Origin of the sequence: Burkholderia sp. HI4860, assembly GCF_002223045.2 — a bacterium.
In the GTDB taxonomy this organism is placed as follows: domain Bacteria; phylum Pseudomonadota; class Gammaproteobacteria; order Burkholderiales; family Burkholderiaceae; genus Burkholderia.
On record NZ_NKFO02000003.1, the window covers coordinates 2,441,204 to 2,466,335 of the forward strand.

The following is a 25,132-nucleotide window of genomic DNA, read 5'->3' on the forward strand; positions in this document are numbered from 1 at the left end:
CGCTTTCGGTCGTTGGGCTCGCGCCGATGGGTGCCGACGGATCGTATTGGCGCACTCGGGCCAGGCATCCCCCGGCTAGGCGCCCCCGGCGAAATTCACCTGACTCTGGTAGAGTTCCCCGTTCTGGAAAGTCCCCACAGGAGTACAACACATGCGATTTCTGCATACGATGCTGCGAGTCGGCGATCTCGACCGCTCGATCAAGTTCTACACCGAATTGCTCGGCATGAAGGTGCTGCGCCGCGACGACTATCCGGAAGGCAAGTTCACGCTCGCATTCGTCGGCTACGGCGACGAAAGCGACAACACGGTGATCGAGCTGACCCATAACTGGGATACGTCGGCCTACGATCTCGGCAACGGCTTTGGCCACCTCGCGCTGGAAGTCGATGATGCGTACAAGGCCTGCGAGCAGATCAAGGCGCAAGGCGGCAAGGTCACGCGCGAAGCGGGCCCGATGAAGCATGGCACGACCGTGATCGCGTTCGTCGAGGATCCGGACGGCTACAAGATCGAGTTCATTCAAAAAAAGGCGCACTGAGCGCCGGATGAACCGCGCTGCGGCGTGCAATGTGCGCCGCAGCAGCCAAAAAGGGCGATGCGGGGTGACCCGCATCGCCCTTTTTCGTTGGCGGCGACGCCGTGCGCGTCACAGCGACGGAAGCAGCTCGGGAGGATGGTGCTTGAGTGTGTGCCGCGCTTCGCGGAACTCCGGAAAGATCGATTCGACGGTCTGCCAGAAGGCCGGGCTGTGGTTCATTTCGCGCAGGTGCGACAGCTCGTGCGCGACGACGTAGTCGATGATCGACATCGGGAAATGGATCAACCGCCAGTTCAGCCGGATCTTGCCGTCGCTCGAGCAGCTGCCCCAGCGCGTCGCGGCCGACGACAGCGCGTACATCGAATACGTGACGCCGAGTTTCTCCGCATAGACGGCGAGGCGTTCGCCGAAGATCCGCTTGGCTTCGCCCTGCAGCCAGCCCTGCACGCGATCCTTGATCTGCTGCATGTCGGCCTGCACCGGCAGCGGCAGCGAGAGCCGCAGCGCATCGGCATCGAACGCGACGGCGCCCGCGCCGAGCGCGATCGTCACCGTCTTGCCGAGATAGGGAAGCGCTGCGCCGTCGCGCCAGTCGATCTGCGGCAGCGCGCGCTGTTCGGTGCGCGTCTTCCACTCCGCGAGCTTCGCGAAGATCCAGCGCTGCTTCTCGGCGATCGCGGCTTCGATGTCGGCGAGCGTGACCCAGCGCGGTGCGGTGATCGACAGCCCGCTGCCGTCGATCGTGAAGCCGATCGTGCGGCGCGCGGAGCGCTTCAGGCGGTATTCGAGCACGCGGCTGTCGAGCGCGAACGTGCGCACGCGCGAGCGGTCGGGCGCGCGGCCCGGATCGAGGGGCGCCGCGGGTGGCGCTTCGGGCGGCGCCGGCGGCGTGGCGGGCACCGACGGTGCGGCGGCCGGCCCGTCGAAGAGCGGCAGATCCATCTGGCGATGATCGAGAGCCACGACGGCAGGCCGTGGCCGCGGACGCTGTTTCATCAGTTCGCTTCTTTTTGTCGTACGCAACGGCTGCAACCTGGGGGCGTCAGACACGCGCGGCATCGCGCGTGCCCGCATTGCCTGCCTGGCGATACGAATCGGGATCGATCCGGCGCATTTCCGCTTCGATCCATGCTTCGACCTGCGAGTTCAATGCATCGGGCGTCAGCCCCTCACTGGGAATCGGCTTGCCGATCGACACGGTGACGATACCGGGGAATTTCGTGAACGAGTTGCGCGGCCACACCCGACCTGCATTGTGCGCGATCGGCACGACGGGTGCACCGGTTTCGATCGCGAAGCGCGCGCCGCCCGTCTTGTACTTGCCCTGCTTGCCGACCGGCGTGCGCGTGCCTTCCGGGAACATGATCATCCATGCGCCTTCCGACAGGCGCTTCTTGCCCTGGCGGATCACCGACGTGAACGCGTTCTTGCCTTCCTTGCGGTTGATGTTGACCATGTGCAGCATCCCGAGCGCCCAGCCGAAGAACGGCACGTACAACAGCTCGCGCTTGAACACGTAGCAAAGCGGCCGCGGCATCAGCGCCGGAAACGCGAGCGTTTCCCACGCGGACTGGTGCTTCGACAGCAGCACCGCCGGGCCGTCGGGCAGGTTCTCGTACCCTTCGATCCGGTAGCGGATGCCGTTCAGCCAGCGCACGACCCACAGCGTCGACTTGCACCAGCCGGCCGCCATCCAGTAGCGCGCGTCGGAACGCATGAACGGAAAGGCGATGAAGCACGCGGTGGCGTACGGCACCGTGTACAGGACGAAGTAGATCAGCAGCAGCAGGGAGCGGACGAAGCGCATCGGCGTAAGTCTGGCGTTAGGGAGGATGCGCGCGGCGGCTGCATCACTCGTGTTCGTGTGAAAGGAAATCGAGCGCGAACGCGCGCAGGTCGTCGTGGACCTTCGTGCCGGGCGGCAGGTTGCCGGCGGCGAGCGTCTTCTTGCCCTTGCCGGTGAGCACGAGGTGCGGCTGGAAGCCGACCGCGACGCCGGCCTGCAGGTCGCGCAGCGAATCGCCGACGACCGGCGTGTGATCGGGATCGATCTCGAAGCGCTCGGCGATCATCTGCATCATGCCGGGTTTCGGCTTGCGGCAGTCGCAGTGATCCTCGGCCGTGTGCGGGCAGAAGAACACCGCGTCGATACGTGCGCCGACCGCGGCCGCCGCGCGATGCATCTTCAGATGCATCTCGTTGAGCGCGGCCATGTCGAACAGCCCGCGACCGATGCCGGACTGGTTGGTCGCGACGACCACGCGATACCCCGCGTGGTTGAGCCGGGCGATCGCCTCGAGGGCGCCGGGCAGCGCGATCCATTCGTCGGGCGTCTTGATGAACGCATCCGAATCGACGTTGATCACGCCGTCCCGGTCGAGGACGACGAGCTTTCGGTTGGGGCTGGTCGGCATCGTGCGGCCCTTATGCAGCGAGCTTCGAGATGTCGGCGACGCAGTTCATCTGCTGGTGCAGCGCGGACAGTAGCGCGAGACGGTTCGCGCGCAGGGCCGGATCTTCCGCGTTGACCATCACGTCGTTGAAGAACGTGTCGACCGGTACGCGCAGCGCGGCGAGCGCCGACAGCGCACCCGTGTACGCACGCGCCTCTAGTTGCGACTGCACGTGCGGCGTCACGGCCGCGAGCTGTTCGTGCAGCGCCTTCTCGGCCGCCTCGACGAGCAGCGTCGGCTGCACCGTGCCGTTCGCGCCGCCTTCCGACTTCTTCAGGATGTTCGAGATCCGCTTGTTCGCGGCCGCGAGCGCTTCGGCTTCCGCGAGGCGCGTGAACTCGCGCACCGCGTCGAGGCGCGCGACGAGATCGTCGACGCGCGTCGGGTTCAGGCTCAGCACCGCGTCGATTTCGCCGGCCGAATAGCCGCGCTCGCGCAGCAGGCCGCGCAGGCGGTCCATGAAGAACGCGAGGATCGCATCGGTCGATTCGGCCACGCCCGGCACGCCTTCGAAGCGTGCATGGGCCGTGCGCAGCAGCGACACGAGATCGAGCGGCAGTTGCTTCTCGAGCAGCAGGCGCAGCACGCCGAGCGCGTGGCGGCGCAGCGCGAACGGATCCTTCTCGCCGGTCGGCGCGAGGCCGATGCCCCAGATACCGACGATCGTTTCGAGCTTGTCGGCCAGCGCGACGGCGGTCGACACCGGCGTGGTCGGCAGGGCGTCGCCGGAGAAGCGCGGCTGGTAGTGCTCGGCGCAGGCGAGCGCGACGTCGTCGGCTTCGCCGTCGTGGCGCGCGTAGTACGTGCCCATCGTGCCCTGCAGTTCCGGGAACTCGCCGACCATGTCGGTCAGCAGGTCGGCCTTCGCGAGACGCGCGGCGCGCTTCGCGTGCGTGGCGTCGGCACCGATCGCGGGGGCGATCTCGCCGGCCAGCGCCTCGAGGCGTTCGACGCGTGCGAGCGCCGAACCGAGCTTGTTGTGATACACGACGTTCGCGAGCTGCGGCACGCGGTCGGCGAGCGGCTTCTTCTTGTCCTGCTCGAAGAAGAACTTCGCATCGGCGAGGCGCGGGCGCACGACGCGCTCGTTGCCTTCGATGATCTCGCCCGGCGTCTTCGTCTCGATGTTCGACACAATCAGGAAGCGCGAGCGCAGCTTGCCGGCGACGTCGGTCAGCGCGAAATATTTCTGGTTGGTCTGCATCGTGAGGATCAGGCATTCCTGCGGGACCTGCAGGAATTCGTCCTCGAAGCGGCACGGATAGACGACGGGCCATTCGACCAGCGACGTCACTTCGTCGAGCAGCGACTCGGGCATCACGACGGTATCGCCGTTCGCGTGTTCGTTCAGCTGCGTGCGGATCGTTTCGCGGCGATCGGCGAAGTGCGCGATCACGCGGCCCTTGTCGCGCAGCGTGTCGGCGTAGCTGCGCGCATGCTGGATCGCGACGAGGCCGTCGGACAGGAAGCGGTGGCCGAGCGTGGTGTCGCCGGCGTCGACGCCGAATGCGGTGACGGGCACGATGCGATCGTCGTGCAGCACCGTCAGGCGATGCACCGGGCGCACGAACTTCACGTCGGAGCCGTCCGGGCGCTGGTAGGTCATCACCTTCGGGATCGGCAGCTTCTCGAGCGTTTCGTCGAGCGCGGCCTGCAGGCCGTCGGCGAGCGTCGCGCCGGCTGCCGAATAGTTGATGAAGAATGCTTCGGCCTTGCCGTCCTGCGCGCGCTCGAGATCGGCGATCGACAGGTTCGGGTGGCCGAGCGCCGCGAGCTTCTTCGCGAGCGGCGCGGTCGGCCTGCCTTCGGCGTCGAGCGCGACCGACACGGGTAGGACCTTCTCGCGGACCTGCTTTTCAGGGGCGACGGCGCGCACGTTCTGCACGACGACGGCGAGGCGGCGCGGCGTGGCGTAGCGTTCGAACACGAGTTCGCCTTCGATGAGGTCGCGCGCCGCGAGGCGTTGCGCGAGACCTTCGGCGAATGCGTCGCCGAGGCGCGCGAGGGCCTTCGGCGGCAGCTCTTCGGTCAGCAGTTCGACGAGCAGGGGGGCGGGATGATTGTGCGTCATGATTGGAATGAATCTCGTCTCGTCAGTCCTGATCGATCTTGCGTTCGACCTTGAGCGGCGGCGCCCACGCCGGCTGTGCGGCGTCCTGGGCGTCGGTGGTGAGGCCCGGCACGCCCGGCGGGTTGCCGAGCATCGGGAAGCCGAGCTTCTCGCGCGAGTCGTAGTAAGCCTGCGCGACGAGACGCGACAGCGCGCGGATGCGGCCGATGTACGCTGCACGCTCGGTGACCGAGATCGCGCCGCGCGCATCGAGCAGGTTGAACGTGTGGCCGGCCTTCAGCACGAGCTCGTACGCGGGCAGCGCGAGCTGCGCGTCGATCATCTTCTTCGCTTCCGCTTCGTAGCTGTTGAAGAACGTGAACAGCAGGTCGACGTTCGCGTGCTCGAAGTTGTAGGTCGATTGCTCGACCTCGTTCTGGTGGTAGACGTCGCCGTACGACAGGCGGCGCAGCTCGGGGCCGTTCGGGCCTTGCTCTTCCCACTCGGTCCACACGAGGTCGTACACGTTCTCGACCTTCTGCAGGTACATCGCGAGGCGCTCGAGGCCGTACGTGATCTCGCCGAGCACCGGCTTGCAGTCGAGGCCGCCGACCTGCTGGAAATACGTGAACTGCGTGACTTCCATCCCGTTCAGCCACACTTCCCAGCCGAGGCCCCACGCGCCGAGCGTCGGGTTTTCCCAGTCGTCCTCGACGAATCGCACGTCGTTCTGCTGCAGGTCGAAGCCGAGCGCCTCGAGCGAGCCGAGGTACAGGTCGAGGATGTTTTCCGGCGCCGGCTTGAGCACGACCTGGTACTGGTAGTAGTGCTGCAGGCGGTTCGGGTTCTCGCCGTAACGGCCGTCCTTCGGGCGGCGCGACGGCTGCACGTACGCGGCGCGCCACGGCTCGGGGCCGACCGCGCGCAGGAACGTGTGGACGTGCGAGGTGCCCGCGCCGACTTCCATGTCGATGGGCTGGAGCAGGGCGCAACCCTGCTTGTCCCAGTAGGACTGCAGCGTCAGGATGATTTGCTGAAACGTAAGCATGAAGAGCCTTCGTGGCGCTGGCGCTCCGTTGCGGGCGGCGCTCCGGGCGGGGCCCGGAGGGTCGGCTCGCGCGGCGGCGCGGCTTGTTAGTGTGCTGAAACGCGTAATTTTACCGGATCGGCGAGCGGATGCGGCCGGAACGCGGGCGGGCACACCGTCGGCCCCGTTCGGGCGGCCCGCGCGGGCGTGACCGATGGCCGCCGGACGGCCGCGTGCGGCCTGTCGTGACGCGCGTGCCGCGCGGCTTCGCGCGGGCGTTAAGATGCGCGTATTGCGGTGCGCGCGACGTGTGCCGCGCCACCGCTAGCCGACTCCGACTGCATGGACGATCCGACCGATATTCTCATTCCGCTGCTGCCGCCTTTCCTCGCGCTGCTCGGGCAGGCCGCCGATGCGCAGGCGCGCGGCGAGCACGCCGCGCACGATCTGTGGCTCGCCGCCGCCGCGCAGCTGCATGCGGTCGACGCCGATGCGCTCGCGCAACTCACCGGCACGCTCGTCTCGCGGCAGCGTACGGCCGATGCGCTCGCGCTCGCCGAATGCGCGGCGCGCGTGCAACCGGGCGCGACCGCGTACTTCAATCACGGCTACGCACTGCAGATGGCGGGCCGCCACGCGGACGCCGTGGCGCCGTATCGCGCGGCGCTGGCGCTCGATGCCGACCGGCCGTCGCTGCGCAACAACCTCGCGATCGCGCTGCGGCTGTCGGGCAGCGGCCGCGCGGAGGAGATCGCGCTGCTCGAAGCGGCGGTGCGCTTCGATCCGCGCGACGTGCAGGCGTGGATCAATCTCGTCGTCGCGCGGCTCGCGACGCACGACCTGGACGCGGCGCTCGCGTGCGCGGCGCGGCTCGTCGAGCTCGCGCCCGACAACGCGCTCGCGATGAACAACGTCGCGCTGGCGATGAAGGAGGCGCAGCGCTGGGACGACGCCGAGCGCTACGCGGCGCGCGCGTGCGAGCTGGCGCCCGACGACGCGTCGTTCCGCTTCAACCTGGCGATCATCCAGCTCGTGCGCGGCAACGTCGCGGCCGGCTGGCGCGGCCACGAGGCGCGCTGGGACGGTGCGGGCGAGTTGCGCGGCCGCCGGCCGGCGCTGCCGGGCCCGCGCTGGCAGGGCGAGCCGCTCGCCGGCAAGACGCTGCTCGTGTGGGGCGAGCAGGGGCTCGGCGACGTGCTGCAGTTCTGCCGCTTCGTCGCGCCGCTCGCCGAGCGCGTGCATCGCGAGGGCGGCCGGCTCGTCTGGAATACGTTCCCGCTGGTCGGCGCGCTGATGCAGCGCAGCCTCGGCGCGCATGCGGATGCGTTCAGCGCGGGCGGCGGCATCGAATCGCTGCCGGCCTTCGATTACGAAGTACCGCTGATCGGCCTGCCGCTGATGCTCGGCATGGAAGCGTCGACGCTCGCGTCGTCGGTGCCGTATCTGCGGGCCGATCCGCATGCGCGCGACGCGTGGCGCGCGCGGCTCGCGGGCGACCGCCGGCTGAAGGTCGGGCTCGTGTGGACGGGCAGCGCGGGGCACCAGCGCAATCCGTTCCGGCGGGTCGGGCTCGAGCGCTATGCGGACGCGTTCCGCGGGATCGACGGCGTCGCGTTTTATTCGCTGCAGCCGGGCGCGAACGCGGATGTCGAGGCGGCGCGCGCGGCGGGCTTCGCGATCGAGGACATCACGGCGGAACTGACGAGCTTCGACGATACGGCCGCGTTCATCGGCGCGCTGGATCTGGTGATCACCGTGTGCACGTCGGTCGCACACCTGGCGGGTGCGCTCGGCGCGCGCACCTGGGTGCTGCTCGACGTGAATCCGCACTGGCCGTGGCTGCTCGAACGCAAGGACAGCCCGTGGTACCCGACCGCGACGTTGTACCGGCAACCGGTGTTCGGCGCGTGGGCGCCGGTGATGGAGGAGGTGAGCCGCGACCTGCGGCGTCTCGCCGCGCAGCCGGTTCAATCGGAGGAGTCGACCCGGCGGGCCTGAGCGGCCGCGGGCCGATGCTGCAAGTCGGATTCGGCGGCGGCCGCCACGCACTGCGCAGCGGCCGCCCGTTGCGTCATTCCGGCTGGTCGTCGCCGTTCTTCTTGCCGTTGCGCCGGCGCAGCCCGGGGCCGAACGTGAAGCCGAACGCGAGCAGCACGAGCGACACCGCGAGCACGATGTTGTTGCCGCTCGTCACGTACGGCGTGAAGCCGCTGGTGCCTTCGATCCGCACGTCGAGCGAGCCGATCGTGAACGGCTTCAGTTGCCCGAGCACGCGGCCGCGCGCATCGATCGCGGCCGTCATCCCCGTGTTGGTCGCGCGCAGCATCGGCCGGCCCGTCTCGAGCGAGCGCATCCGCGCGATCTGCAGGTGCTGGTCGAGCGCGATCGTGTCGCCGAACCACGCGAGGTTCGTCACGTTGACGAGCACGCCGGGCGGCTGCGGATTGTCGCGGATCGTCGCGGCGATTTCCTCGCCGAACAAGTCCTCGTAGCAGATGTCGGCCATCACGGGCTGGTTGTGCACGAGGAACGGCTTCTGCACGGGGGCGCCGCGCGCGAAATCGCCGAGCGGCATCTTCATCAGGTCGACGAACCACCGGAAGCCCCACGGGATGAATTCGCCGAAGGGTACGAGGTGGTGCTTGTCGTAGTGATAGATGTCGCGCGAATTCGGCGTCACGCCGTACAGGCTGTTCGTGTAGTCGACGTAGTGACCGTCCTCGGTCACCGATGCGCCGACCGCGCCGAACAGCACGGCCGAGCCCGTCGTGTCGCTGAACTTGCGGATCGCGACGGCGAACGGCTCGGGCAGCTCCTGGATCATCACCGCGATCGCGGTTTCGGGCGTGACGATCAGGTCGGCCGGCTTCTCGATGATCATCTGCGTGTACATCTTGATCGCCGCGTCGATGCCTGCTTCCTCGAACTTGATGTCCTGCTTCACGTTGCCCTGCAGCAGCCGCACGGTGAGCGGCTTGTTCGCGGGCACGGTCCACGTGACCTGCGACAGGCCGAGACCGGCCGCGATCAGCGCGAGCGCGATGCCGGCCGGCGCGGCGACGCGCACGCGCGCATCGCCGGCGCGGGGCTCGGCGAGCGGCGATGGCCGGGCGGCGGCGAGCGCCTGCACGACGAGCGCGGCGAACAGCGCGAGCACCCACGCGATCCCGTACACGCCGGCGACCGGCGCGAAGCCCGCGAACGGGCCGTCGACCTGCGGATAGCCGCTGGCGAGCCACGGGAAGCCGGTGAGGACGGTGCCGCGCAGCCATTCGCCGAGCGCCCAGGCGCTCGCGAACGCGAACGCGCCGTGCCAGGTCGGCGAGAACGGCCGCGGGTCGGGCGTGCGGCGATGCCACGCATGGCCCGCGCAGAACGACCACAGCCCGGCGGAGAACGCCGGGTACAGCGACAGGTACAGCGAGAACAGCACGAGCGCGCCGCCCGCGAGCGGCGCGGCCATCTCGCCATACACGTGCATGCTGATGTAGAGCCACCAGATGCCGGTGATGAAGTTGCCGAAGCCGAACGCGCCGCCGGTGAGCGCGGCGCTGCGCCAGCTTGCGGTGCGCGTGAGCTGCGCGAAAAACCAGACGAATACGACGAGTTGCAGCCAGCCGCCATGCGGCGTCGGTGCGAAGCTGAGCGTATTGGCTGCGCCGGCGAGCAGCGCGGCCGGGTAGTGCCAGCGCGGCAGCACGCGGCCGGAAGTCGGCGCGAGCAGGCCGCCAGCCGGGCGGGACAGGATCGGATCGTCCATGTGAAGCGGAAGTGGGCGAGCGGTTGTGGAACGCGCGGCTGGCGCGCGACGGTCAGTCCTCGTGCGAGGCTTCGGCGCGACGGCTGGCGAGTGGGTTGCGGCGCACCAGCAGTACGTGGACCTGGCGCGCATCGCCGCGCTGGATCTCGAACACGAGGTTGCCGAGCTGCAGCTTTTCGCCGCGGTGCGGGACGCGGCCGAAATGATGCGTGATCAGCCCGCCGATCGTGTCGACTTCGTCGTCGGGGAAATCGGTGCCGAACGTCTCGTTGAACTGCTCGATCTCGGTGAGCGCGCGCACGCGGTAGCGGCCGTCGGGCCCCGAAATGATGTTGCCGGCTTCCTCGTCGAAGTCGTATTCGTCCTCGATGTCGCCGACGATCTGCTCGAGCACGTCCTCGATCGTGATCAGGCCCGCGACGCCGCCGTATTCGTCGACGACGATCGCGAGGTGGTTGCGGTTCACGCGGAAGTCGTGCAGCAGCACGTTCAGGCGCTTCGATTCGGGAATGAACACGGCCGGGCGCAGCATCCCGCGCACGTCGAATTCCTCTTCGGCATAGAAACGCAGCAGATCCTTCGCGAGCAGCACGCCGATGACGTTGTCGCGGTTCTCCTCGTACACGGGGTAGCGCGAGTGCGCTTTCTCGAGGACGAACGGGATGAAATCTTCGGGCTTGTCGGCGATGTTGATCGCGTCCATCTGGGCGCGCGGCACCATGATGTCGCGTGCGCACAGGTCGGATACCTGGAACACGCCTTCGATCATCGACAGCGAATCGGCGTCGATCAGGTTGCGCTCGTGGGCGTCCTGGAGGATTTCCAGCAGCTCGCCGCGGGATTCGGGCTCGGGCGAGATGAAGTCGGTCAGGCGCTCGAGCAGCGAGCGCTTTTCTTGCGGTTTGTCGGTTAGCTTACGACTGGGATACGAATCGTTCATGGTGGTGCGCCCGGGTCATGCCGGAGCGCGCGGTCACGGAGTAGGCAAGGATACACCAAGGGCACGACGCGACCGTGTCACACCGGCCGCACGGCCAGGGTGGGCAGCTCGCGCGGGCCCCGCTCGCGGACGGCCGCGCGGGGCGCGGCATCGTCCTCGGTTCCATCCTATCTCAGAACGGCGCGGCGGGGCAGCGGCGGCAAAAAGCGGGCGGGGAAGGGGTGGGGCGCCGCTACGGGGGAAAATGCTCGGCGGCGGCCCGAAGCGGCATTCTGACGCACGCGGGTTGGGTCGCAGCGCCTCGGTTCAGAACCGCATGCCGGCCGAGCAGCCGCCGGCGGCCGCGCCGTTGGTCGCGGCGCCGCCGCAGCCCAGGATGCCGCAGCCGGACAGCGCGACGCTCGCGGCAACGAGCAGCGCGGCAATCCTGCAATGCGACCAGCGTGGCGGTTTCATCATCGGAAGTGCCCTCGTTCGAATGCATACGCAGCGCGGCAGCGCGTGGCGGCAAGCCGGGCGCCGTGCCGCGTCACCGGCATCGCGCGAGCAGCCCTTCGAGTGCGCGATCGGGGATGCCGCTCGCGCGCAGCGCGTCGACCGTGCGGCTCACGTAGTCGAGCGTCGTGCCGTAGCGGCCGGCCGCGCAGCCGAACACTTCCTTCACGACGGGATCGGTCAGCTTGCCCGTGTAGGTCGGCGCGTCGCGGCGCATCACGAACGCGAGCGCGTTCACGCGTTCGCCGCTTTCCAGCGAGCACGGCAACCACGCGGGCCGGTAAGAGCCCATCGGCATTTCGCGCTTCCACAACGTTTCGAGGTGCGGTTGCGCAGTCGGGCCGGCGAGCCGGAACGCGATGCCCGAGCAGGAGCCGCCGCGATCGAGCGCGAGCACGAGGCCCGGGCGTTCGGGCGTGCCGCGGTTCACGCGCGACCACAGGTAGAGCCCGCGGTGATAGCCGTGCACCTTGCCGCGCACCGCGGCGACGGTCGGCAACCCCGGGTTCCAGATCAGCGAGCCATAGCCGAACAGCCAGAGATCCTGCTGGCCGTCCCAGTCGCGCATCGTGTGCGCGAGCGAAGCCGCCAGCTCGTCTTCCGTCAGCAGGCGCCCTTCACCGATCGACGGCGGGTAGGCGGGCGGGAGCATCGCGGCGTTGCGCATCGTGCGAAGGGCTTACTGGTACGGGTTCGGAAAGCCCAGCTTCGCGAGGATGTCGACTTCGAGCGCTTCCATCTCGGCCGCGTCCTCGTCGCTCGTCTCGTGGTCGTAGCCCTGCGCGTGCAGCGCGCCGTGCACCAGCAGGTGCGCGTAATGGGCCGTGAGCGGCTTGCCCTGGTCGTGCGCTTCCTTCTCGACGACCGGGCAGCACAGCACGAGGTCGCCGATCACGGTGCCGTCGGGCGCCGCGTCGTACGCGAAGGTCAGCACGTTGGTCGGGTAGTCCTTGTGGCGGTAGCCGGCGTTCAGCGTGCGGCCCTCTTCTTCGCCGACGAAGCGCACCGTGAGCTGCGCGCTGGCGAACAGCGCGGGCTCGATCCATTCGGCGATCAGCTTGCGCTTGGGCAGCGTCTTGCGCACGTCGCTCGTGATTTCGTCACCGTATTGGACGGACAGGTCGAGTTCCGGCTCGCGCAGTGCGTCTTCGGCGTCGTCTTCGCGCGGGGCGGGCTCGGCACCCACGTGCAGCGTCACGCTGTCGTAGTGCTCGGGCTGCAGCGCGAGCTTCGCGCGCATGGCCGGATCGTTGTGCTGCGCGACGATCGCGACGGCGGCTTCTCCCGAACTGCCCGACAGGTCGAACATCAGGCTGCGGCCATCCGGGAAGTCGATTCGCAGCCCTTGCGCGTTGACGGTCCGGGCCTTGCCCTTCGCATCGAACAGCGAAAGGCGGGGGGAGGCGGGCGCGGCCGACTGGGCGCGCCCGGACTTGCGGGAACGGGAGGATTTCATGACGCGTACGGCGATTAGGACGCGTTGAGGATACACCAAACGGCCGATCGCACCCGAATTCGCGCAGGCGAAAAAAAGCCCGGCGCGCCGTCTGGCGGGCCGGGCCGGGCTGTCGGGCCGGGGCGGCGTACGGGCGCCGCCGGCCGGTCAGCCGTCCTGGTGCTGCGCGTGGAATTCGTCGTACGCCTCGACGATGCGCGCGACGAGCGGATGGCGCACGACGTCCGCGCTGGTGAAGCGCGTGAGCGCGATGCCGCGCACGCCGCCGAGCACCTGCTGCGCCTCGACGAGGCCGCTCTTGTGGCCGCGCGGCAGGTCGACCTGGCTCGTGTCGCCGGTCACGACCGCCTTCGAGCCGAAGCCGATCCGCGTGAGGAACATCTTCATCTGCTCGGGCGTCGTGTTCTGCGCCTCGTCGAGGATGATGAACGCGTGGTTCAGCGTGCGGCCGCGCATGTACGCGAGCGGCGCGATCTCGATCATCTGGCGCTCGAACATCTTCGCCGTCTTGTCGAAGCCGAGCAGGTCGTACAGCGCGTCGTACAGCGGACGCAGGTACGGGTCGACCTTCTGCGCGAGATCGCCCGGCAGGAAGCCGAGCCGCTCGCCGGCCTCGACGGCCGGGCGCGTCAGCACGATCCGCTTGACCTGGTCGCGCTCGAGCGCGTCGACCGCGCACGCGACCGCGAGGTAGGTCTTGCCGGTGCCGGCCGGCCCGATGCCGAACGTCACGTCGTGCGACAGGATCTGCTTCAGGTACTCGCGCTGCGCCGGCGTGCGGCCGCGCAGGTCGGCGCGCCGCGTGTAGAGCTTCGGCGCGGGCTCCTCGTCCGGCTCGCTGGCGTCGAGCTGTACGACGGGCTCGTCGAACGGATGGTCGGGGTCGCCGCGAAAGCGCACGTCGAGCGTGTCCTGGCGGCCGTTGCCGGACGTGTGGCGCACTTCGACCAGCGCGAGCTGGATGTCGTCGACCGACAGCGCATCGCGCGCGCGGTTGTAGAAGTTCTCGAGCGCGGCGAGCGCGAGCTTGGCGCCGCGCCCGCGGATCGCGATCCGGTGGCCGCGTCGCGACAGCGTGACGTCGAGCGCCTGTTCGATCTGGCGCAGGTTCTCGTCGAGCGGGCCGCAGAGGTTGGCGAGGCGCGCGTTGTCGTCGCGCGGCGCGACGAATTCCAGTGCTTGGGTCGGCTTCAAAGTGGCGTCGGGCTCCTGTTGAGCATCAGTGCGTGGCCGCGCTCGCGTCGTCGCTGACGAGCACGAGCTCGCCGCGCAGCGAATGCGGGTACGCGTGGTTGATTTTCACGTCGATCATCTGGCCGATCAGGCGCGGGTGCGACGCGAGCGGCGCCGGGAAATTCACGACCCGGTTGTTCTCGGTACGGCCCGCGAGTTCGTTCGGGTCCTTGCGCGACGGGCCCTCGACGAGGATCCGCTCGACCTTCCCGACCATCGACTCGCTGATGCGCGCGACGTTCTCCTCGATGGTCGCCTGCAGATGTTGCAGGCGTTTGAGCTTCACTTCGCGCGGCGTGTCGTCATGCAGGTTCGCGGCCGGCGTGCCGGGGCGCGGGCTGTAGATGAACGAGAAGCTCGTGTCGTAGCGCATCTCGTGCACGAGCGCCATCATCTTGTCGAAATCGTCCTCGGTCTCGCCGGGGAAGCCGACGATCATGTCGGTCGACAGCGACAGGTCCGGGCGGATCGCGCGCAGCTTGCGGATCACCGACTTGTATTCGAGCACCGTGTAGCCGCGCTTCATCGCCATCAGGATGCGGTCGGAGCCGTGCTGGACGGGCAGGTGCAGGTGGCTCACGAGCTTCGGCACCTTCGCGTAGGTGTCGATCAGGCGCTGCGTGAATTCCTTCGGGTGCGACGTCGTGTAGCGGATCCGCTCGATGCCGGGAATGTCGGCGACGTATTCGATCAGCGTCGCGAAATCGGCGATTTCCGACGAGCCGGCCGCCAGCGCGCCGCGATACGCGTTCACGTTCTGGCCGAGCAGCGTGACTTCGCGCACGCCCTGGTCGGCGAGGCCGGCCACTTCGGTCAGCACGTCGTCGAGCGGGCGCGACACTTCATCGCCGCGCGTGTACGGCACCACGCAGTAGCTGCAGTACTTCGAGCAGCCTTCCATGATCGACACGAACGCGCTCGGCCCCTCGACGCGCGCGGGCGGCAGGTGGTCGAACTTCTCGATTTCGGGGAACGAGATGTCGACCTGCGCACGGCCGCTCTCGCGGCGTGCGTCGATCATCTGCGGCAGGCGGTGCAGGGTTTGCGGGCCGAACACGAGGTCGACGTACGGCGCGCGCGACACGATCGATGCGCCTTCCTGGCTCGCGACGCAGCCGCCGACGCCGATCAGCAGGCCGGGCTTCGCTTCCTTCAGCTCGCGCACGCGGCCGAGATCGGAGAACACCTTCTCCTGCGCCTTTTCACGCACCGAGCAGGTGTTGAACAGGATGATGTCCGCGTCTTCCGGCGTATCGGTCTTTTCGAGGCCTTCGGCCGCATTCAGCACGTCCACCATCTTGTCCGAGTCGTACTCGTTCATCTGGCAGCCGAAGGTCTTTACGTAAACTTTCTTGGTCATGGGGGTTCGCCGTTCGCAGTGGTTGACCTGGGGGCGTCGTCTATAAGGTGAATCGGGACGGCCGTGCGCTGCGCGCGGATGGCGCGCATCGGACAGGAAAGGCCGTCGGGGAAGCCTTCCATTATAGCTTTTCAGGCCCCGACGGACGGGCGGCGGGTTGCGGGCACGCGACGCCGGTTTTCACGTTCCGACCCTGCATGATGGTGGGCCGGCCGTCAGCGGCACGCGTTCAGCAGGTCGTCGAGCGCGGCTTCCTCGCGCGCGAAGCGTTCGGCGAGAAAGTCGAGCAGCACGCGCACGCGCGGCGCCATGTAGCGCTTGCTGTGATAGATCGCGTGCAGCGGCGCGTCCTGGTGCCGCCAGTCGGGCAGCAGCACGCGCAGCCGGCCCGCGCGGACGTCGTCGGCAATGTCCCACAGCGACTTCAGCGCAATGCCGTGGCCGCGCAGCGTCCATTCGCGCGTGAGGCCGCCGTCGTTGGTCTCGAACGCGGTCGACACGGGCACCGTGTGGATCTGCACTTCGTCGCCGCGCGTGAAGTGCCAGGTGTTCATCGGGCCGGACGCGATCGTGATCACGTTGCAGGGAAAGCGGGCCAGATCGTGCGGGTCGGCCGGCACGCCATGGCGTTCGACGAACGACGGCGCCGCGCACAGCACGCGCCGGTTGGTCGCGAGCCGGCGGGCGATCAGCGCGCCGTCGGGCGGCGCGGCGAAGCGGATCGCGAGATCGATTTCGTCCTGCCACAGGTTCGACGATGAATCGGACGCCGTCAGCGAGAACGTGACGCCCGGATGCAGCGTCGTGAATTCGTGGAGCCAGTCGAGCAGCTGGTGGCGGCCGAAATCGGATGTCGACGACAGCCGCACCTTGCCGCTCACGACGTTGCGGCCTTCCTGCAGCATCGCGTCCGCGTCGTCGAGCGCCTGCAGCGCCTGACGGCAGCAGTTCAGGTACAGCTTGCCCTCGTCGGTGAGCCGCAATTGCCGCGTCGAGCGTTCGAACAGCCGCGTCGCGGTCTTCGCCTCGAGCTTCGCGAGCCGCGCGCTCGCGGCGGCCGGCGTGAGGTTCAGCTTGCGCCCGGCGGCGGACAGGCTGCCCAGTTCGGCCGCCTCGACGAACAGCCGGATATCGCCCAATCGGTCCATGCGATTTTCCAGAAATATTTGAAAATGGTTCAAATGCCACGCCAATTATCAAATGTAGGCGTCTTCGGGACAATGCGCGCACATCCCGCTTTCTTGTGCGGTGCGGCATCGGACTGGCGCCGCGTCCGCCGCCTTCCGGAGAACGTCATGCCCATTCCGTTACTGGCGCTTGCGATCAGCGCCTTCGCCATCGGTACCACCGAGTTCATCATCATGGGCCTGCTGCCCGAGGTCGCGCGCGACCTGGCCGTGTCGCTGCCGTCGGCCGGCCTGCTGGTCACGGGCTACGCGCTCGGTGTCGCGGCCGGCGCGCCGCTGCTCGCGGCGCTGACGAGCCGCATGCCGCGCAAGGCCGCGCTGCAGTGGCTGATGGCGATCTTCATCGTCGGCAACGTGCTGTGCGCGACCGCGTCCGGCTACGCGATGCTGATGGTCGCGCGGGTCGTCACGTCGTTCGCGCACGGGTCGTTCTTCGGGATCGGCGCGGTGGTCGCCGCGTCGCTCGTGCCCGCCGACAAGCGTGCGAGCGCGATCGCGCTGATGTTCACGGGACTCACACTGTCGAACGTGCTCGGCGTGCCGTTCGGCACCTTCGTCGGCCAGTTGCTCGGCTGGCGCGCGTCGTTCTGGATCGTCGCCGCGCTCGGTGTGCTGTCGCTCGGCGGCGTCGCCGCGCTCGTGCCGAACCGACACGACAGCGGGCCGGTCGGCCTCGGCCAGGAAGTGCGCGTGCTGAAGGAGCCGCAGGTGTGGCTCGCGCTGCTGATGACCGTGCTCGGCTTCGGCGGTGTGTTCGTCGTGTTCACGTACATCGCGCCGATTCTCCAGTCCGTGTCGGGCTATTCGCCGCGCGCGGTCGCGCTGATCCTCGTGCTGTTCGGCGCGGGGCTGACGATCGGCAACACGCTTGGCGGCAAGCTCGCCGACCGCGCGCTGATGCCGTCGCTGATCGCGATCCTCGTCGCGCTGATGGCCGTGATGGTCGTGTTCGCCAAGACGAGCCACCACCCGGTCGCGGCGGCCGTCACCGTGTTCGTATGGGGGATCGCCGCATTCGCGACGGTGCCGCCGCTGCAGGCGCACGTGGTCGAGAAGGCCGCAAGCGCGCCGCATCTCGCATCGACGCTGAACATCGGCGCGTTCAACGTCGGCAATGCGCTTGGCGCGTGGCTCGGCGGCCTTGCGCTGGAACACGGCCTGGCGCTCGATGCGCTGCCGTGGGTGGCCGTCGCGGTGACGTTCGCGGCGCTCGTCGTCACGGGGTTCGCGATGCGGCTCGACGCGCGCGGGCCGGCGCGCGGGACGGCGCCGGCGGCGCAATGAGCGGTGCAATGAGCGGTGCAACGCGCGGCGCCCGCACGACGCGATAGCGGCGGGAAAAGGTTCGCGAGGAACGCATTCCTCCGCGATGCTGATAACGGTGTGAAGATAACTTCGTTTGCCGGTGCAAGACCGGGTGATAGCGTCTCGATACGCGCCGTTGCTGGCGCAACCCGATTCCGATCCCGGCTTACCCCATACGCAGGGCTGCACCGCGGCCCGGAGGCAATGCTATGTCTTCATCCCTGGCGCTCGTGCGCGACGTGTCTTCCTTCGAATCCAGCAACGCCGCCGACGCGCGGGCTTCCGCGTCGCTCGACGTGCTCGAACAGGTCGTTGGCGTGAACCTCGCGCGGTTGCGTGCCGAGCGGCAATTGTCGCTCGATGCGCTCGCGCGGCTGTCCGGCGTGTCGCGCGCGATGCTCGCGCAAATCGAGTCGGCGCGCAGCGTGCCGTCGATCAAGGTGCTCTGCAAGATCGCCGCGGCGCTGAAGGTATCGGTTGCCGCCTTCCTGCGCCGCCATGCGGTGAACGGCTTCGAGCACCTGGCAGCCGAGCGCGCGTCGCGGGTCGTCAGCTCGAACGGCCGCTTCTCGGCGCGGGCGCTATACCCGGAAGGCGAGCCGGCCGCAGCCGAGTTCCACGAGCTGCGGATCGCGCCGTTGCATACGGAGCCCGGCGCCCGCCGCGCGCCCGGCACGACGGTCAACCTCGTCGTCAGCGAGGGCACGCTCGAAGTCAGCGTGCACGACCGCCGCCAGTTGCTCGCGACCGGCGACGCGATCGTGTTCGATGCCGACCAGCCGTACAGCCTGCGCAACCCGGGCGACAGCGAGGCGCGCGCATTCCGCGTGACGGTGAGCCCCGAGGTGCCGCCGCGCTGGCTCGTGCCCGATGCGGCGCATGCGGCACATGCCGCGCACGCGGCCGGCTGACCGCGCAACGCAGGCCGCACGGAAGCGAGCCGCGTGCTCGTCGTTAGGACGAGACCGCGGGTCGTCCGTCGGCCGTTTGGACGATGCCGTTAGACGGGGGCGTCAGTAAGGTTTTAGGCCGTGTCCGCTGCGCCGAGCGCGCAGCTGTTGTATGCTTGGCCCGCCGTCGATGGGGTTGGCCCATCCGGCAAATCAGTGCGTCTTCAGGGCGGGGTGCAATTCCCCACCGGCGGTAGGCTGGCGTAAGCCGGCGAGCCCGCGAGCGCTCGCGCATCCGCGCGGGGTCAGCAGATCTGGTCGAATGCCAGAGCCGACGGTCATAGTCCGGATGAGAGAAGATGTGCAGATAGTCATGTCCGTCAGGGCCGCTTCGCCATGGGTGCGAAGCGGGTTGTCGTTCTGTCTGTTTGCAATGCCCTGAAACGTTTTTCGCCCAAATCGTATTTGCGAGGAGCGTTTCACATGTCCTTGATGTCCGTTTCGTCGGCACCCGCCGACGCCTTTGCCGATCTCCCGTTGCTGGATTCCGAACCGGTGCCGCCGCGCATCGCCGCCGCGCTCGAAGCGATGCGCGCAGGCCGTGCCGTGGTGCTGCAGGACGATCACGACCGCGAGAACGAAGCCGACCTGATCGTTGCCGCCGAGCGCATCACGCCCGAGACGATGGCGCTGCTGATCCGCGAATGCAGCGGCATCGTGTGCCTGTGCCTGACCGACGAGACCGTGCGTGCGCTCGAGCTGCCGCCGATGGTGCAGACCAACGAGAGCCGCAACGGCACCGCGTTCACCGTGTCGATCGAGGCGCGCGAAGGCGTGCATACGGGCGTATCGGCGGCCGATCGCGTGACGACGATCCGCGCGGCGATCGCCGACGGGGCGAAGCCGCACGACATCGTGCGCCCGGGCCACGTGTTTCCGCTGCGTGCGCAACCGGGCGGCGTGCTGGCGCGCCGCGGTCACACCGAAGGCACGGTCGACCTGTCGATCCTCGCGGGCCTGAAGCCGGCCGGCGTGCTGTGCGAGCTGATGAATCCGGATGGCACGATGACGCGCGGCGACGATGTCGAGCGTTTCGCGCAACAGCACGGGCTGCCGATGCTGACGATCGCGGAACTCGTCGAGTTCCGCGAGGCGCTGGCCGCCGCGCGCGAGCGCTGCTGCGAACCGGCCTGAGTACGGGGAAGGGGAAGGCGGGTGCGTTCGCGCGCCCGTTGCACGGCGTGCGTGAACCGGTGCACGCCGGATCGGCCCGATCAGCGTGATCGGGCCGGCACGACCATCAGGACTGTACGTCCCCGAATTCGCCGCGCATGCCGGCTTCGACGAACGCCGGCAGTTCGTCCATCTTGCGCATGATCCGCGTGATGCCCATCGCGCGCAGCGCGTCCGCGTAGTTGTCGGGGATGTGGCTCGCGCCGACGAACGCGATCGTCTTCATGCCTGCCGCCCGCGCGGCATTCAACCCCGACACGCTGTCCTCGACGACGATGCAGCGCTCCGGCGCGACGCCGAGCGTGTGCGCCGCATGCAGGTAGACGTCGGGGTAGGGCTTCGGCCGCGCCACCTGTTCGGAGCTGAACACGCGATCGCCGAAGATCTCGGTGAGTGCCGCGCGCTTCAGCGAGCTGCGCACGCGCGCGAGCCGGCTGTTCGACACGACGGCCGCCGGCAGGCTCACCTTCAGCAGTGCGTCGCGCACGCCGGAGATGGGCGCGAGCGATTGCGCCAGCGCGCGCTCGATGTTGTGCTCGATGGTCTCGATGAAGTTGGCCGGCATCTCGATCCCGAAGCGGGATTCGATTCCCGCCAGGAAGCGCGACGTCTGCTGGCCGAACGCCGACTTGGCGGCGGCTTCGAAATCGAGATTCGGAAACGTGGCGGACAGCGTGTCGAGCAGGACGCGGTCGGCAATGATTTCGCTGTCGACGAGCACGCCGTCGCAGTCGCAGATGAGGTGATCGAGCATGGTGGTGAAAAAGCGGGAGGTCGGCGACACAGATCAATTCGCCATCATACGTGCATTCGCGCACACGCCGCGCGACGCTTCGGCAAATTTTCCCGACGCGGTCGCGCGCTGACTGCGTCTCGCCCGGGTGGGGTGCCGATTGTCCGGCGGCGGCCCGCTTGCGCGGTTCGTCGCCGCCTGTCACCGGTGACGTTATAGCTCTACGCGCCCCGTTTTCCACGACGTCACCGCGGCCTCGGCCAGTTCGAGCGCGGGATCGACGTGAACCCGTGGGCTGTCGCGGATGCGAGGGTGAAGCTGAAGTCGCTGATATCGGCCGAATGAGGCGGGAAGCGAAAACGAAGCGGCGCAGCGCGAGGGAAGGCGAACGAAGGAAGGAAAGCAAAACGTGCGGCGAAAATCGCCGCGCGTTTCGGTCAAGCGACGATCAGATCGTCGTGTGCAGATGCAGGTACAGGCCGGCGGCCGCGGCGCCGCCGAGCAGCGGACCGACGACGGGCACCCATGCATAGCGCCAGTCGCTGTCGCGCTTGCCGGGGATCGGCAGCAGCGCGTGCATGATGCGCGGCGACAGGTCGCGCGCGGGGCTCATCGCATAGCCGGTCGGGCCGCCGAGCGAGATGCCGATGCCGAGCACGAGCAGGCCGACGGGCAGGGCGTCGAGCGCGCCGAGGCCGACTTGCGGCGACGCGAGGTACAGCACGCCGAGGATCAGCACGAACGTGCAGATCGCTTCGGTCAGCACGTTGTGCGTGACGCTGCGGATCGCCGGCGCCGTGCAGAACACCGCGAGCTTCAGGTCCGCATCGGCTTCCTTCGCGAAGTGCTGGCGATAGGCGAGCCACACGAGCAGCGCGCCGGCCATCCCGCCGAGCATCTGCGCGAGGACATAGCCGCCGACTTTCGACCACGCGAACTTGCCCGCGAGCGCGAGACTGATGGTGACGATCGGGTTCAGGTGCGCGCCGCTGAACGACGCGGTCACGTAGACGGCGACGAACACGGCCATCGCCCAGCCCATCACGATCACGATCAGGTCCGCGCCTTTGCCCTTGGTCTTTGCAAGCAGCACGTTTGCGACCGCGCCGTTGCCGAGCAGCACGAGGATCGCTGTGCCGATGAACTCTGCAATATAAGGTGACATTGTTTGTCTCTCTTGAGTCACGGCGGACTCGCGCATCGCGCGGTCCGCCGGTGTTGTTGTATTTCGTCTGGATTGCTTGGGATTACTGGGCGTCGTCGGCCCATGCCTTCGCGGCACGCACCGCACGCTGCCAGCCCGACATGCAACGTTCGACCTGCTCCTTCGGCATCGACGGCGAGAAGCGGCGATCGAGCTGCCACTGGTCGCGCACTTCGTCGAGGTTCTTCCAGTAGCCGATCGCGAGGCCCGCGAGGTAGGCCGCGCCGAGCGCGGTCGTCTCGGTGATCTGCGGACGCACCGCGTCGACGCCGAGCAGGTCCGCCTGGAACTGCATCAGCAGGTCGTTCGCGCTCGCGCCGCCGTCCACGCGCAGCTCGCCGATGCTGATGCCCGAATCGGCTTCCATCGCGGCCAGCACGTCGAGCGACTGGTACGCGATCGAATCGAGCGCCGCACGTGCGAGGTGCGCGGAGGTCGTGCCGCGCGTGACGCCGAACACCGAGCCGCGCGCCCGCGCATTCCAGTGCGGTGCGCCGAGGCCGGCGAACGCGGGCACCAGGTAGACGCCGTCGGTGTGCGGCACGCTCGCGGCGAGCGCTTCGATTTCAGCGGCCGACTTGATGATGCCGACGCCGTCGCGCAGCCACTGCACCACCGCGCCCGCGATGAAGATGCTGCCTTCCAGCGCGTACTGCACGTTGTCGCCGATCTGCCAGGCGATCGTCGTGACGAGGTTGTTCTTCGACTCGATCGGCTTGTCGCCGGTGTTCATCATCAGGAAGCAGCCGGTCCCGTAGGTGTTCTTCACCATGCCGGACTGCGTGCACATCTGGCCGAACAGCGCGGCTTGCTGGTCGCCCGCAATACCCGCGAGCGGGATCTTCGACGCGAACACGGTGGTCTTCGTGTGGCCGTAGATTTCCGACGATGCCTTCACCTCCGGCAGCATGCTGCGCGGGATGTCGAGCATGTCGAGCAGTTCATTGTCCCACTCGCGCGTGTGGATGTTGAACAGCATCGTGCGCGACGCGTTCGTCACGTCGGTCACGTGCAGTTCGTGCTTCGTGAAGTTCCACACGAGCCAGCTGTCGACGGTACCAAACGCGAGCTTGCCCTGCTTCGCCTTCTCGCGTGCGCCCGGCACGTTGTCGAGAATCCAGCGGATCTTGGTCCCCGAGAAGTACGAATCGATCGGCAGGCCGGTCTTCGCGCGCACCTTCGCCTCGAAGCCTTGCGCCTTCAGCGAATCGCAGAAGTCGGCCGTGCGGCGATCCTGCCAGACGATCGCGTTGTAGACGGGCTGGCCCGTCTCGCGATCCCAGACGATCGTGGTTTCACGCTGGTTGGTGATGCCGATCGCGGCGATCGACGTGCCGTTCAGGCCCGTGCGCGTGACGGCTTCGGCGGCGACGCCGGCTTGCGTCGACCAGATTTCCTGCGGGTCGTGCTCGACCCAGCCGGGTTGCGGGTAGATCTGCTCGAATTCCTTCTGGGCGATCGAAACGATATTGCCCTGGCGATCGAACAGCATCGCGCGGGAACTCGTGGTGCCCTGGTCAAGCGCGAGGATGTACTGATCCTGCATGTCTCTCATCTCCATCCGTGGATTTGGCTTAGTTGTGATGCGCGCCGCATGTGGGCGGCGCGTCGGTGAGTCAACGTCGGTCAAGCAACTGCAACTGCATTCCGGTCAGGCGTGCGGCGCGTGCGCGGCGGCGAACCACGCGTCGACCGCGGCGGTCACCGCGTCGAGCGTGCCGGGCGCGACGTGCAGGCCGAGCTTCGAGCGGCGCCACAGCACGTCCTGCGCGCAAGTCGCCCATTCGGCGTCGCGCAGGTAGCGCAGTTCGGCGTCGTAGATACCCGGTGCGATTTCGGTGCCGAGATCGGCGAGCGACTTCGCGCCGTCGATCACGCGCTCCGCGCGTGTGCCGTAGGCACGGGCATAGCGGCGGGCGAGCGCGGCGGGCAGCCACGCATGGCGTTTGGCGAACGTATCGGCGAATGCGTCGAACTTCGCGTTCGCGATGTCGCCGCCCGGCAGCGCGACGCCGGCCGTCCAGGTTTTCGCGTCGTGGCCGAGCACGCTGCACAGCATGTCGCCGGCTTCTTCCGCGAGCTTGCGGAACGTCGTGATCTTGCCGCCGAACACCGACAGCAGCGGGGCGCCCGCGCCGTCGTCCAGCTCGAGCCGGTAGTCGCGCGTGACGGCCGATGCGTTCGCGGCGTTCTCGTCTTCCAGCAGCGGGCGCACGCCCGAGTAGGTCCAGTGCACGTCGGCCGGCGAGATCTTGCGCTTGAAGTAGCGGTTGATCGAGTCGCACAGGTACTGCGTCTCGTCGCGATCGATCGCGACCTTCGCGGGATCGTTCGTGTATTCGACGTCGGTCGTGCCGATCAGCGTGAAATCGTGTTCGTACGGAATCGCGAAGATGATCCGCTTGTCCGGGTTCTGGAAGATGTACGCGTGGTCGTGATCGAACAGGCGGCGCGTGATGATGTGGCTGCCCTTCACGAGCCGCACGCTGTGGTGCGCGCCGCGGCCGAGCGCGCCTTTCAGCACGTCGCCGACCCACGGGCCGGCCGCGTTCGCGATCGCACGCGCATGCACGACGCGGATCGAGCCGTCGGCGTGCTGCAGTTGCGCTTCCCATTCGTCGCCGCGGCGTTCGGCGGACACCAGCTTCGTGCGCGTCAGGATCCGGGCGCCGCGCTCTTTCGCATCCATCGCGTTCAGCACGACGAGGCGCGCGTCGTCGACCCAGCCGTCCGAATAGACGAAGCCGCGCTTGATCGAATCGATCAGCGGCGCGCCGGCCGCATGGCGGCGCATGTCGATGCCGCGCGAGCCGGGCAGCAGCTCGCGTTTCGCGAGGTGATCGTAGAGGAACAGGCCGATGCGGATCAGCCAGGCCGGACGCAGGTTCGGCATGTGCGGCATCACGAAGCGCAGCGGCCACATGATGTGCGGCGCCGCGCGCAGCAGCGTCTCGCGCTCCTGCAGCGCCTTGCGCACGAGCCCGAACTCGTTGTACTCGAGGTAGCGCAGGCCGCCGTGAATCAGCTTCGTGCTGGACGACGACGTGTGCGACGCGAGATCGTCCTGCTCGCAGAGCATGACCGACAGGCCGCGGCCGGCCGCATCGCGCGCGATGCCCGCGCCGTTGATGCCGCCGCCGACGACGAGCAGATCGTAGCGATTCGGTTGGGTCACCTGCTGTCCTTATCGTCTGAGGGAAAGGGTTGAACAGAAAATGTTCGAATTCGAAATTTAACGAACGAAATCGAAAAAGTAAAGTTCGAT

At 68.1% G+C, this 25,132-nt stretch carries 22 protein-coding genes and 1 riboswitch; of the genes, 5 read left to right on the forward strand and 17 right to left on the reverse strand.

What is annotated here, in order from left to right:
- The first annotated feature begins 151 nt into the window (after nt 1-151).
- Nucleotides 152-541 (forward strand): lactoylglutathione lyase, encoded by a 390-nt coding sequence (gene gloA, locus CFB34_RS26615; protein ID WP_089440976.1) that lies wholly within the window; start codon nt 152-154, stop codon nt 539-541.
- Nucleotides 542-649: 108 nt separating this feature from the next.
- Here gloA and CFB34_RS26620 read toward each other — a convergent pair whose 3' ends face one another.
- Genes CFB34_RS26620 through glyQ form a run of 5 tightly spaced genes read right to left on the reverse strand, consistent with a single transcriptional unit; the run spans nt 650 to nt 6,092 of the window.
- A complete protein-coding gene (locus tag CFB34_RS26620; protein ID WP_089440975.1) occupies nt 650-1,537 on the reverse strand; it encodes a SprT family zinc-dependent metalloprotease in 888 nt (295 codons plus the stop codon).
- 46 nt (nt 1,538-1,583) lie between these two features.
- A complete protein-coding gene (locus tag CFB34_RS26625) occupies nt 1,584-2,348 on the reverse strand; it encodes a lysophospholipid acyltransferase family protein (protein WP_089440974.1) in 765 nt (254 codons plus the stop codon).
- A gap of 43 nt (nt 2,349-2,391) precedes the next feature.
- Nucleotides 2,392-2,955 carry a D-glycero-beta-D-manno-heptose 1,7-bisphosphate 7-phosphatase gene (gmhB, locus tag CFB34_RS26630; protein ID WP_089426288.1) on the reverse strand — a complete coding sequence of 188 codons (564 nt, stop codon included), beginning with the start codon at nt 2,953-2,955 and terminating at the stop codon, nt 2,392-2,394.
- 10 nt (nt 2,956-2,965) lie between these two features.
- The gene (gene glyS, locus CFB34_RS26635; RefSeq protein ID WP_089440973.1) at nt 2,966-5,065 is read right to left on the reverse strand and encodes a glycine--tRNA ligase subunit beta; all 2,100 of its coding nucleotides are present in this window, start codon (nt 5,063-5,065) and stop codon (nt 2,966-2,968) included.
- A gap of 22 nt (nt 5,066-5,087) precedes the next feature.
- On the reverse strand, nt 5,088-6,092 hold the full coding sequence (glyQ, locus tag CFB34_RS26640; RefSeq protein ID WP_011885965.1) for a glycine--tRNA ligase subunit alpha: 1,005 nt from the start codon (nt 6,090-6,092) through the stop codon (nt 5,088-5,090).
- Nucleotides 6,093-6,413: 321 nt separating this feature from the next.
- Between glyQ and CFB34_RS26645 the strand changes: the two genes are divergently transcribed.
- Nucleotides 6,414-8,069: a hypothetical protein gene (locus CFB34_RS26645; RefSeq protein ID WP_089440972.1), complete on the forward strand. Its 1,656-nt coding sequence runs from the start codon at nt 6,414-6,416 to the stop codon at nt 8,067-8,069.
- Nucleotides 8,070-8,142: 73 nt separating this feature from the next.
- Here CFB34_RS26645 and lnt read toward each other — a convergent pair whose 3' ends face one another.
- The 8 genes from lnt to CFB34_RS26685 all read right to left on the reverse strand — a co-directional run bounded on the left by lnt (nt 8,143) and on the right by CFB34_RS26685 (nt 16,463).
- A complete protein-coding gene (lnt, locus tag CFB34_RS26650; RefSeq protein WP_089440971.1) occupies nt 8,143-9,831 on the reverse strand; it encodes an apolipoprotein N-acyltransferase in 1,689 nt (562 codons plus the stop codon).
- 52 nt (nt 9,832-9,883) lie between these two features.
- Nucleotides 9,884-10,771 carry a transporter associated domain-containing protein gene (locus tag CFB34_RS26655; RefSeq protein ID WP_039360042.1) on the reverse strand — a complete coding sequence of 296 codons (888 nt, stop codon included), beginning with the start codon at nt 10,769-10,771 and terminating at the stop codon, nt 9,884-9,886.
- Nucleotides 10,772-11,077: 306 nt separating this feature from the next.
- Nucleotides 11,078-11,230 carry a hypothetical protein gene (locus CFB34_RS26660; RefSeq protein ID WP_179243649.1) on the reverse strand — a complete coding sequence of 51 codons (153 nt, stop codon included), beginning with the start codon at nt 11,228-11,230 and terminating at the stop codon, nt 11,078-11,080.
- Between the two features lie 70 nt (nt 11,231-11,300).
- Nucleotides 11,301-11,933, reverse strand: a complete 633-nt coding sequence (locus CFB34_RS26665) for a gamma-glutamylcyclotransferase (protein ID WP_089440970.1) — start codon at nt 11,931-11,933, stop codon at nt 11,301-11,303.
- Between the two features lie 12 nt (nt 11,934-11,945).
- Nucleotides 11,946-12,722 (reverse strand): rRNA maturation RNase YbeY, encoded by a 777-nt coding sequence (ybeY, locus tag CFB34_RS26670; RefSeq protein ID WP_089440969.1) that lies wholly within the window; start codon nt 12,720-12,722, stop codon nt 11,946-11,948.
- A 147-nt stretch (nt 12,723-12,869) separates the two neighbouring features.
- Nucleotides 12,870-13,916 carry a PhoH family protein gene (locus CFB34_RS26675; RefSeq protein ID WP_089426281.1) on the reverse strand — a complete coding sequence of 349 codons (1,047 nt, stop codon included), beginning with the start codon at nt 13,914-13,916 and terminating at the stop codon, nt 12,870-12,872.
- A gap of 25 nt (nt 13,917-13,941) precedes the next feature.
- Complete coding sequence (gene miaB / locus CFB34_RS26680) at nt 13,942-15,315, reverse strand: tRNA (N6-isopentenyl adenosine(37)-C2)-methylthiotransferase MiaB (RefSeq protein ID WP_089440968.1); 1,374 nt, start codon at nt 15,313-15,315, stop codon at nt 13,942-13,944.
- A gap of 215 nt (nt 15,316-15,530) precedes the next feature.
- Nucleotides 15,531-16,463: a LysR family transcriptional regulator gene (locus CFB34_RS26685; protein WP_089440967.1), complete on the reverse strand. Its 933-nt coding sequence runs from the start codon at nt 16,461-16,463 to the stop codon at nt 15,531-15,533.
- Between the two features lie 147 nt (nt 16,464-16,610).
- On the opposite strand from CFB34_RS26685, the gene CFB34_RS26690 reads away from it, so the two are divergent.
- The 3 genes from CFB34_RS26690 (at nt 16,611) to ribB (ending at nt 19,891) form a co-directional block, all read left to right on the forward strand.
- A complete protein-coding gene (locus tag CFB34_RS26690) occupies nt 16,611-17,786 on the forward strand; it encodes an MFS transporter (RefSeq protein ID WP_089440966.1) in 1,176 nt (391 codons plus the stop codon).
- Between the two features lie 230 nt (nt 17,787-18,016).
- Entirely contained in the window at nt 18,017-18,718 is a 702-nt protein-coding gene (locus CFB34_RS26695) for an XRE family transcriptional regulator (RefSeq protein WP_089440965.1), read from the forward strand.
- A 195-nt stretch (nt 18,719-18,913) separates the two neighbouring features.
- Nucleotides 18,914-19,062: riboswitch (FMN riboswitch) on the forward strand.
- Between the two features lie 118 nt (nt 19,063-19,180).
- On the forward strand, nt 19,181-19,891 hold the full coding sequence (ribB, locus tag CFB34_RS26700) for a 3,4-dihydroxy-2-butanone-4-phosphate synthase (RefSeq protein WP_089440964.1): 711 nt from the start codon (nt 19,181-19,183) through the stop codon (nt 19,889-19,891).
- 106 nt (nt 19,892-19,997) lie between these two features.
- Here the strand turns inward: ribB and CFB34_RS26705 are convergent, their stop codons facing one another.
- The 4 genes from CFB34_RS26705 to glpD form a co-directional block, all read right to left on the reverse strand.
- Nucleotides 19,998-20,684 (reverse strand): HAD family hydrolase, encoded by a 687-nt coding sequence (locus CFB34_RS26705; RefSeq protein WP_089440963.1) that lies wholly within the window; start codon nt 20,682-20,684, stop codon nt 19,998-20,000.
- 427 nt (nt 20,685-21,111) lie between these two features.
- Complete coding sequence (locus CFB34_RS26710) at nt 21,112-21,828, reverse strand: MIP/aquaporin family protein (RefSeq protein WP_006484467.1); 717 nt, start codon at nt 21,826-21,828, stop codon at nt 21,112-21,114.
- A gap of 82 nt (nt 21,829-21,910) precedes the next feature.
- A complete protein-coding gene (glpK, locus tag CFB34_RS26715) occupies nt 21,911-23,413 on the reverse strand; it encodes a glycerol kinase GlpK (RefSeq protein WP_089440962.1) in 1,503 nt (500 codons plus the stop codon).
- 105 nt (nt 23,414-23,518) lie between these two features.
- Nucleotides 23,519-25,042, reverse strand: coding sequence for a glycerol-3-phosphate dehydrogenase (gene glpD / locus CFB34_RS26720; RefSeq protein ID WP_089440961.1), 1,524 nt, complete (start codon nt 25,040-25,042; stop codon nt 23,519-23,521).
- Between the last annotated feature and the right edge of the window lie 90 nt (nt 25,043-25,132).

What these genes read in the sequence shown, in the direction of transcription:
- gloA (WP_089440976.1), top strand. Translation starts at nt 152, where the DNA reads ATGCGATTTCTGCATACGATGCTGCGAGTCGGCGATCTCGACCGCTCG.
- CFB34_RS26620 (WP_089440975.1), bottom strand. Translation starts at nt 1,537, where the DNA reads ATGAAACAGCGTCCGCGGCCACGGCCTGCCGTCGTGGCTCTCGATCAT.
- CFB34_RS26625 (WP_089440974.1), bottom strand. Translation starts at nt 2,348, where the DNA reads ATGCGCTTCGTCCGCTCCCTGCTGCTGCTGATCTACTTCGTCCTGTAC.
- gmhB (WP_089426288.1), bottom strand. Translation starts at nt 2,955, where the DNA reads ATGCCGACCAGCCCCAACCGAAAGCTCGTCGTCCTCGACCGGGACGGC.
- glyS (WP_089440973.1), bottom strand. Translation starts at nt 5,065, where the DNA reads ATGACGCACAATCATCCCGCCCCCCTGCTCGTCGAACTGCTGACCGAA.
- glyQ (WP_011885965.1), bottom strand. Translation starts at nt 6,092, where the DNA reads ATGCTTACGTTTCAGCAAATCATCCTGACGCTGCAGTCCTACTGGGAC.
- CFB34_RS26645 (WP_089440972.1), top strand. Translation starts at nt 6,414, where the DNA reads ATGGACGATCCGACCGATATTCTCATTCCGCTGCTGCCGCCTTTCCTC.
- lnt (WP_089440971.1), bottom strand. Translation starts at nt 9,831, where the DNA reads ATGGACGATCCGATCCTGTCCCGCCCGGCTGGCGGCCTGCTCGCGCCG.
- CFB34_RS26655 (WP_039360042.1), bottom strand. Translation starts at nt 10,771, where the DNA reads ATGAACGATTCGTATCCCAGTCGTAAGCTAACCGACAAACCGCAAGAA.
- CFB34_RS26660 (WP_179243649.1), bottom strand. Translation starts at nt 11,230, where the DNA reads ATGATGAAACCGCCACGCTGGTCGCATTGCAGGATTGCCGCGCTGCTC.
- CFB34_RS26665 (WP_089440970.1), bottom strand. Translation starts at nt 11,933, where the DNA reads ATGCGCAACGCCGCGATGCTCCCGCCCGCCTACCCGCCGTCGATCGGT.
- ybeY (WP_089440969.1), bottom strand. Translation starts at nt 12,722, where the DNA reads ATGAAATCCTCCCGTTCCCGCAAGTCCGGGCGCGCCCAGTCGGCCGCG.
- miaB (WP_089440968.1), bottom strand. Translation starts at nt 15,315, where the DNA reads ATGACCAAGAAAGTTTACGTAAAGACCTTCGGCTGCCAGATGAACGAG.
- CFB34_RS26685 (WP_089440967.1), bottom strand. Translation starts at nt 16,463, where the DNA reads ATGGACCGATTGGGCGATATCCGGCTGTTCGTCGAGGCGGCCGAACTG.
- CFB34_RS26690 (WP_089440966.1), top strand. Translation starts at nt 16,611, where the DNA reads ATGCCCATTCCGTTACTGGCGCTTGCGATCAGCGCCTTCGCCATCGGT.
- CFB34_RS26695 (WP_089440965.1), top strand. Translation starts at nt 18,017, where the DNA reads ATGTCTTCATCCCTGGCGCTCGTGCGCGACGTGTCTTCCTTCGAATCC.
- ribB (WP_089440964.1), top strand. Translation starts at nt 19,181, where the DNA reads ATGTCCTTGATGTCCGTTTCGTCGGCACCCGCCGACGCCTTTGCCGAT.
- CFB34_RS26705 (WP_089440963.1), bottom strand. Translation starts at nt 20,684, where the DNA reads ATGCTCGATCACCTCATCTGCGACTGCGACGGCGTGCTCGTCGACAGC.
- CFB34_RS26710 (WP_006484467.1), bottom strand. Translation starts at nt 21,828, where the DNA reads ATGTCACCTTATATTGCAGAGTTCATCGGCACAGCGATCCTCGTGCTG.
- glpK (WP_089440962.1), bottom strand. Translation starts at nt 23,413, where the DNA reads ATGCAGGATCAGTACATCCTCGCGCTTGACCAGGGCACCACGAGTTCC.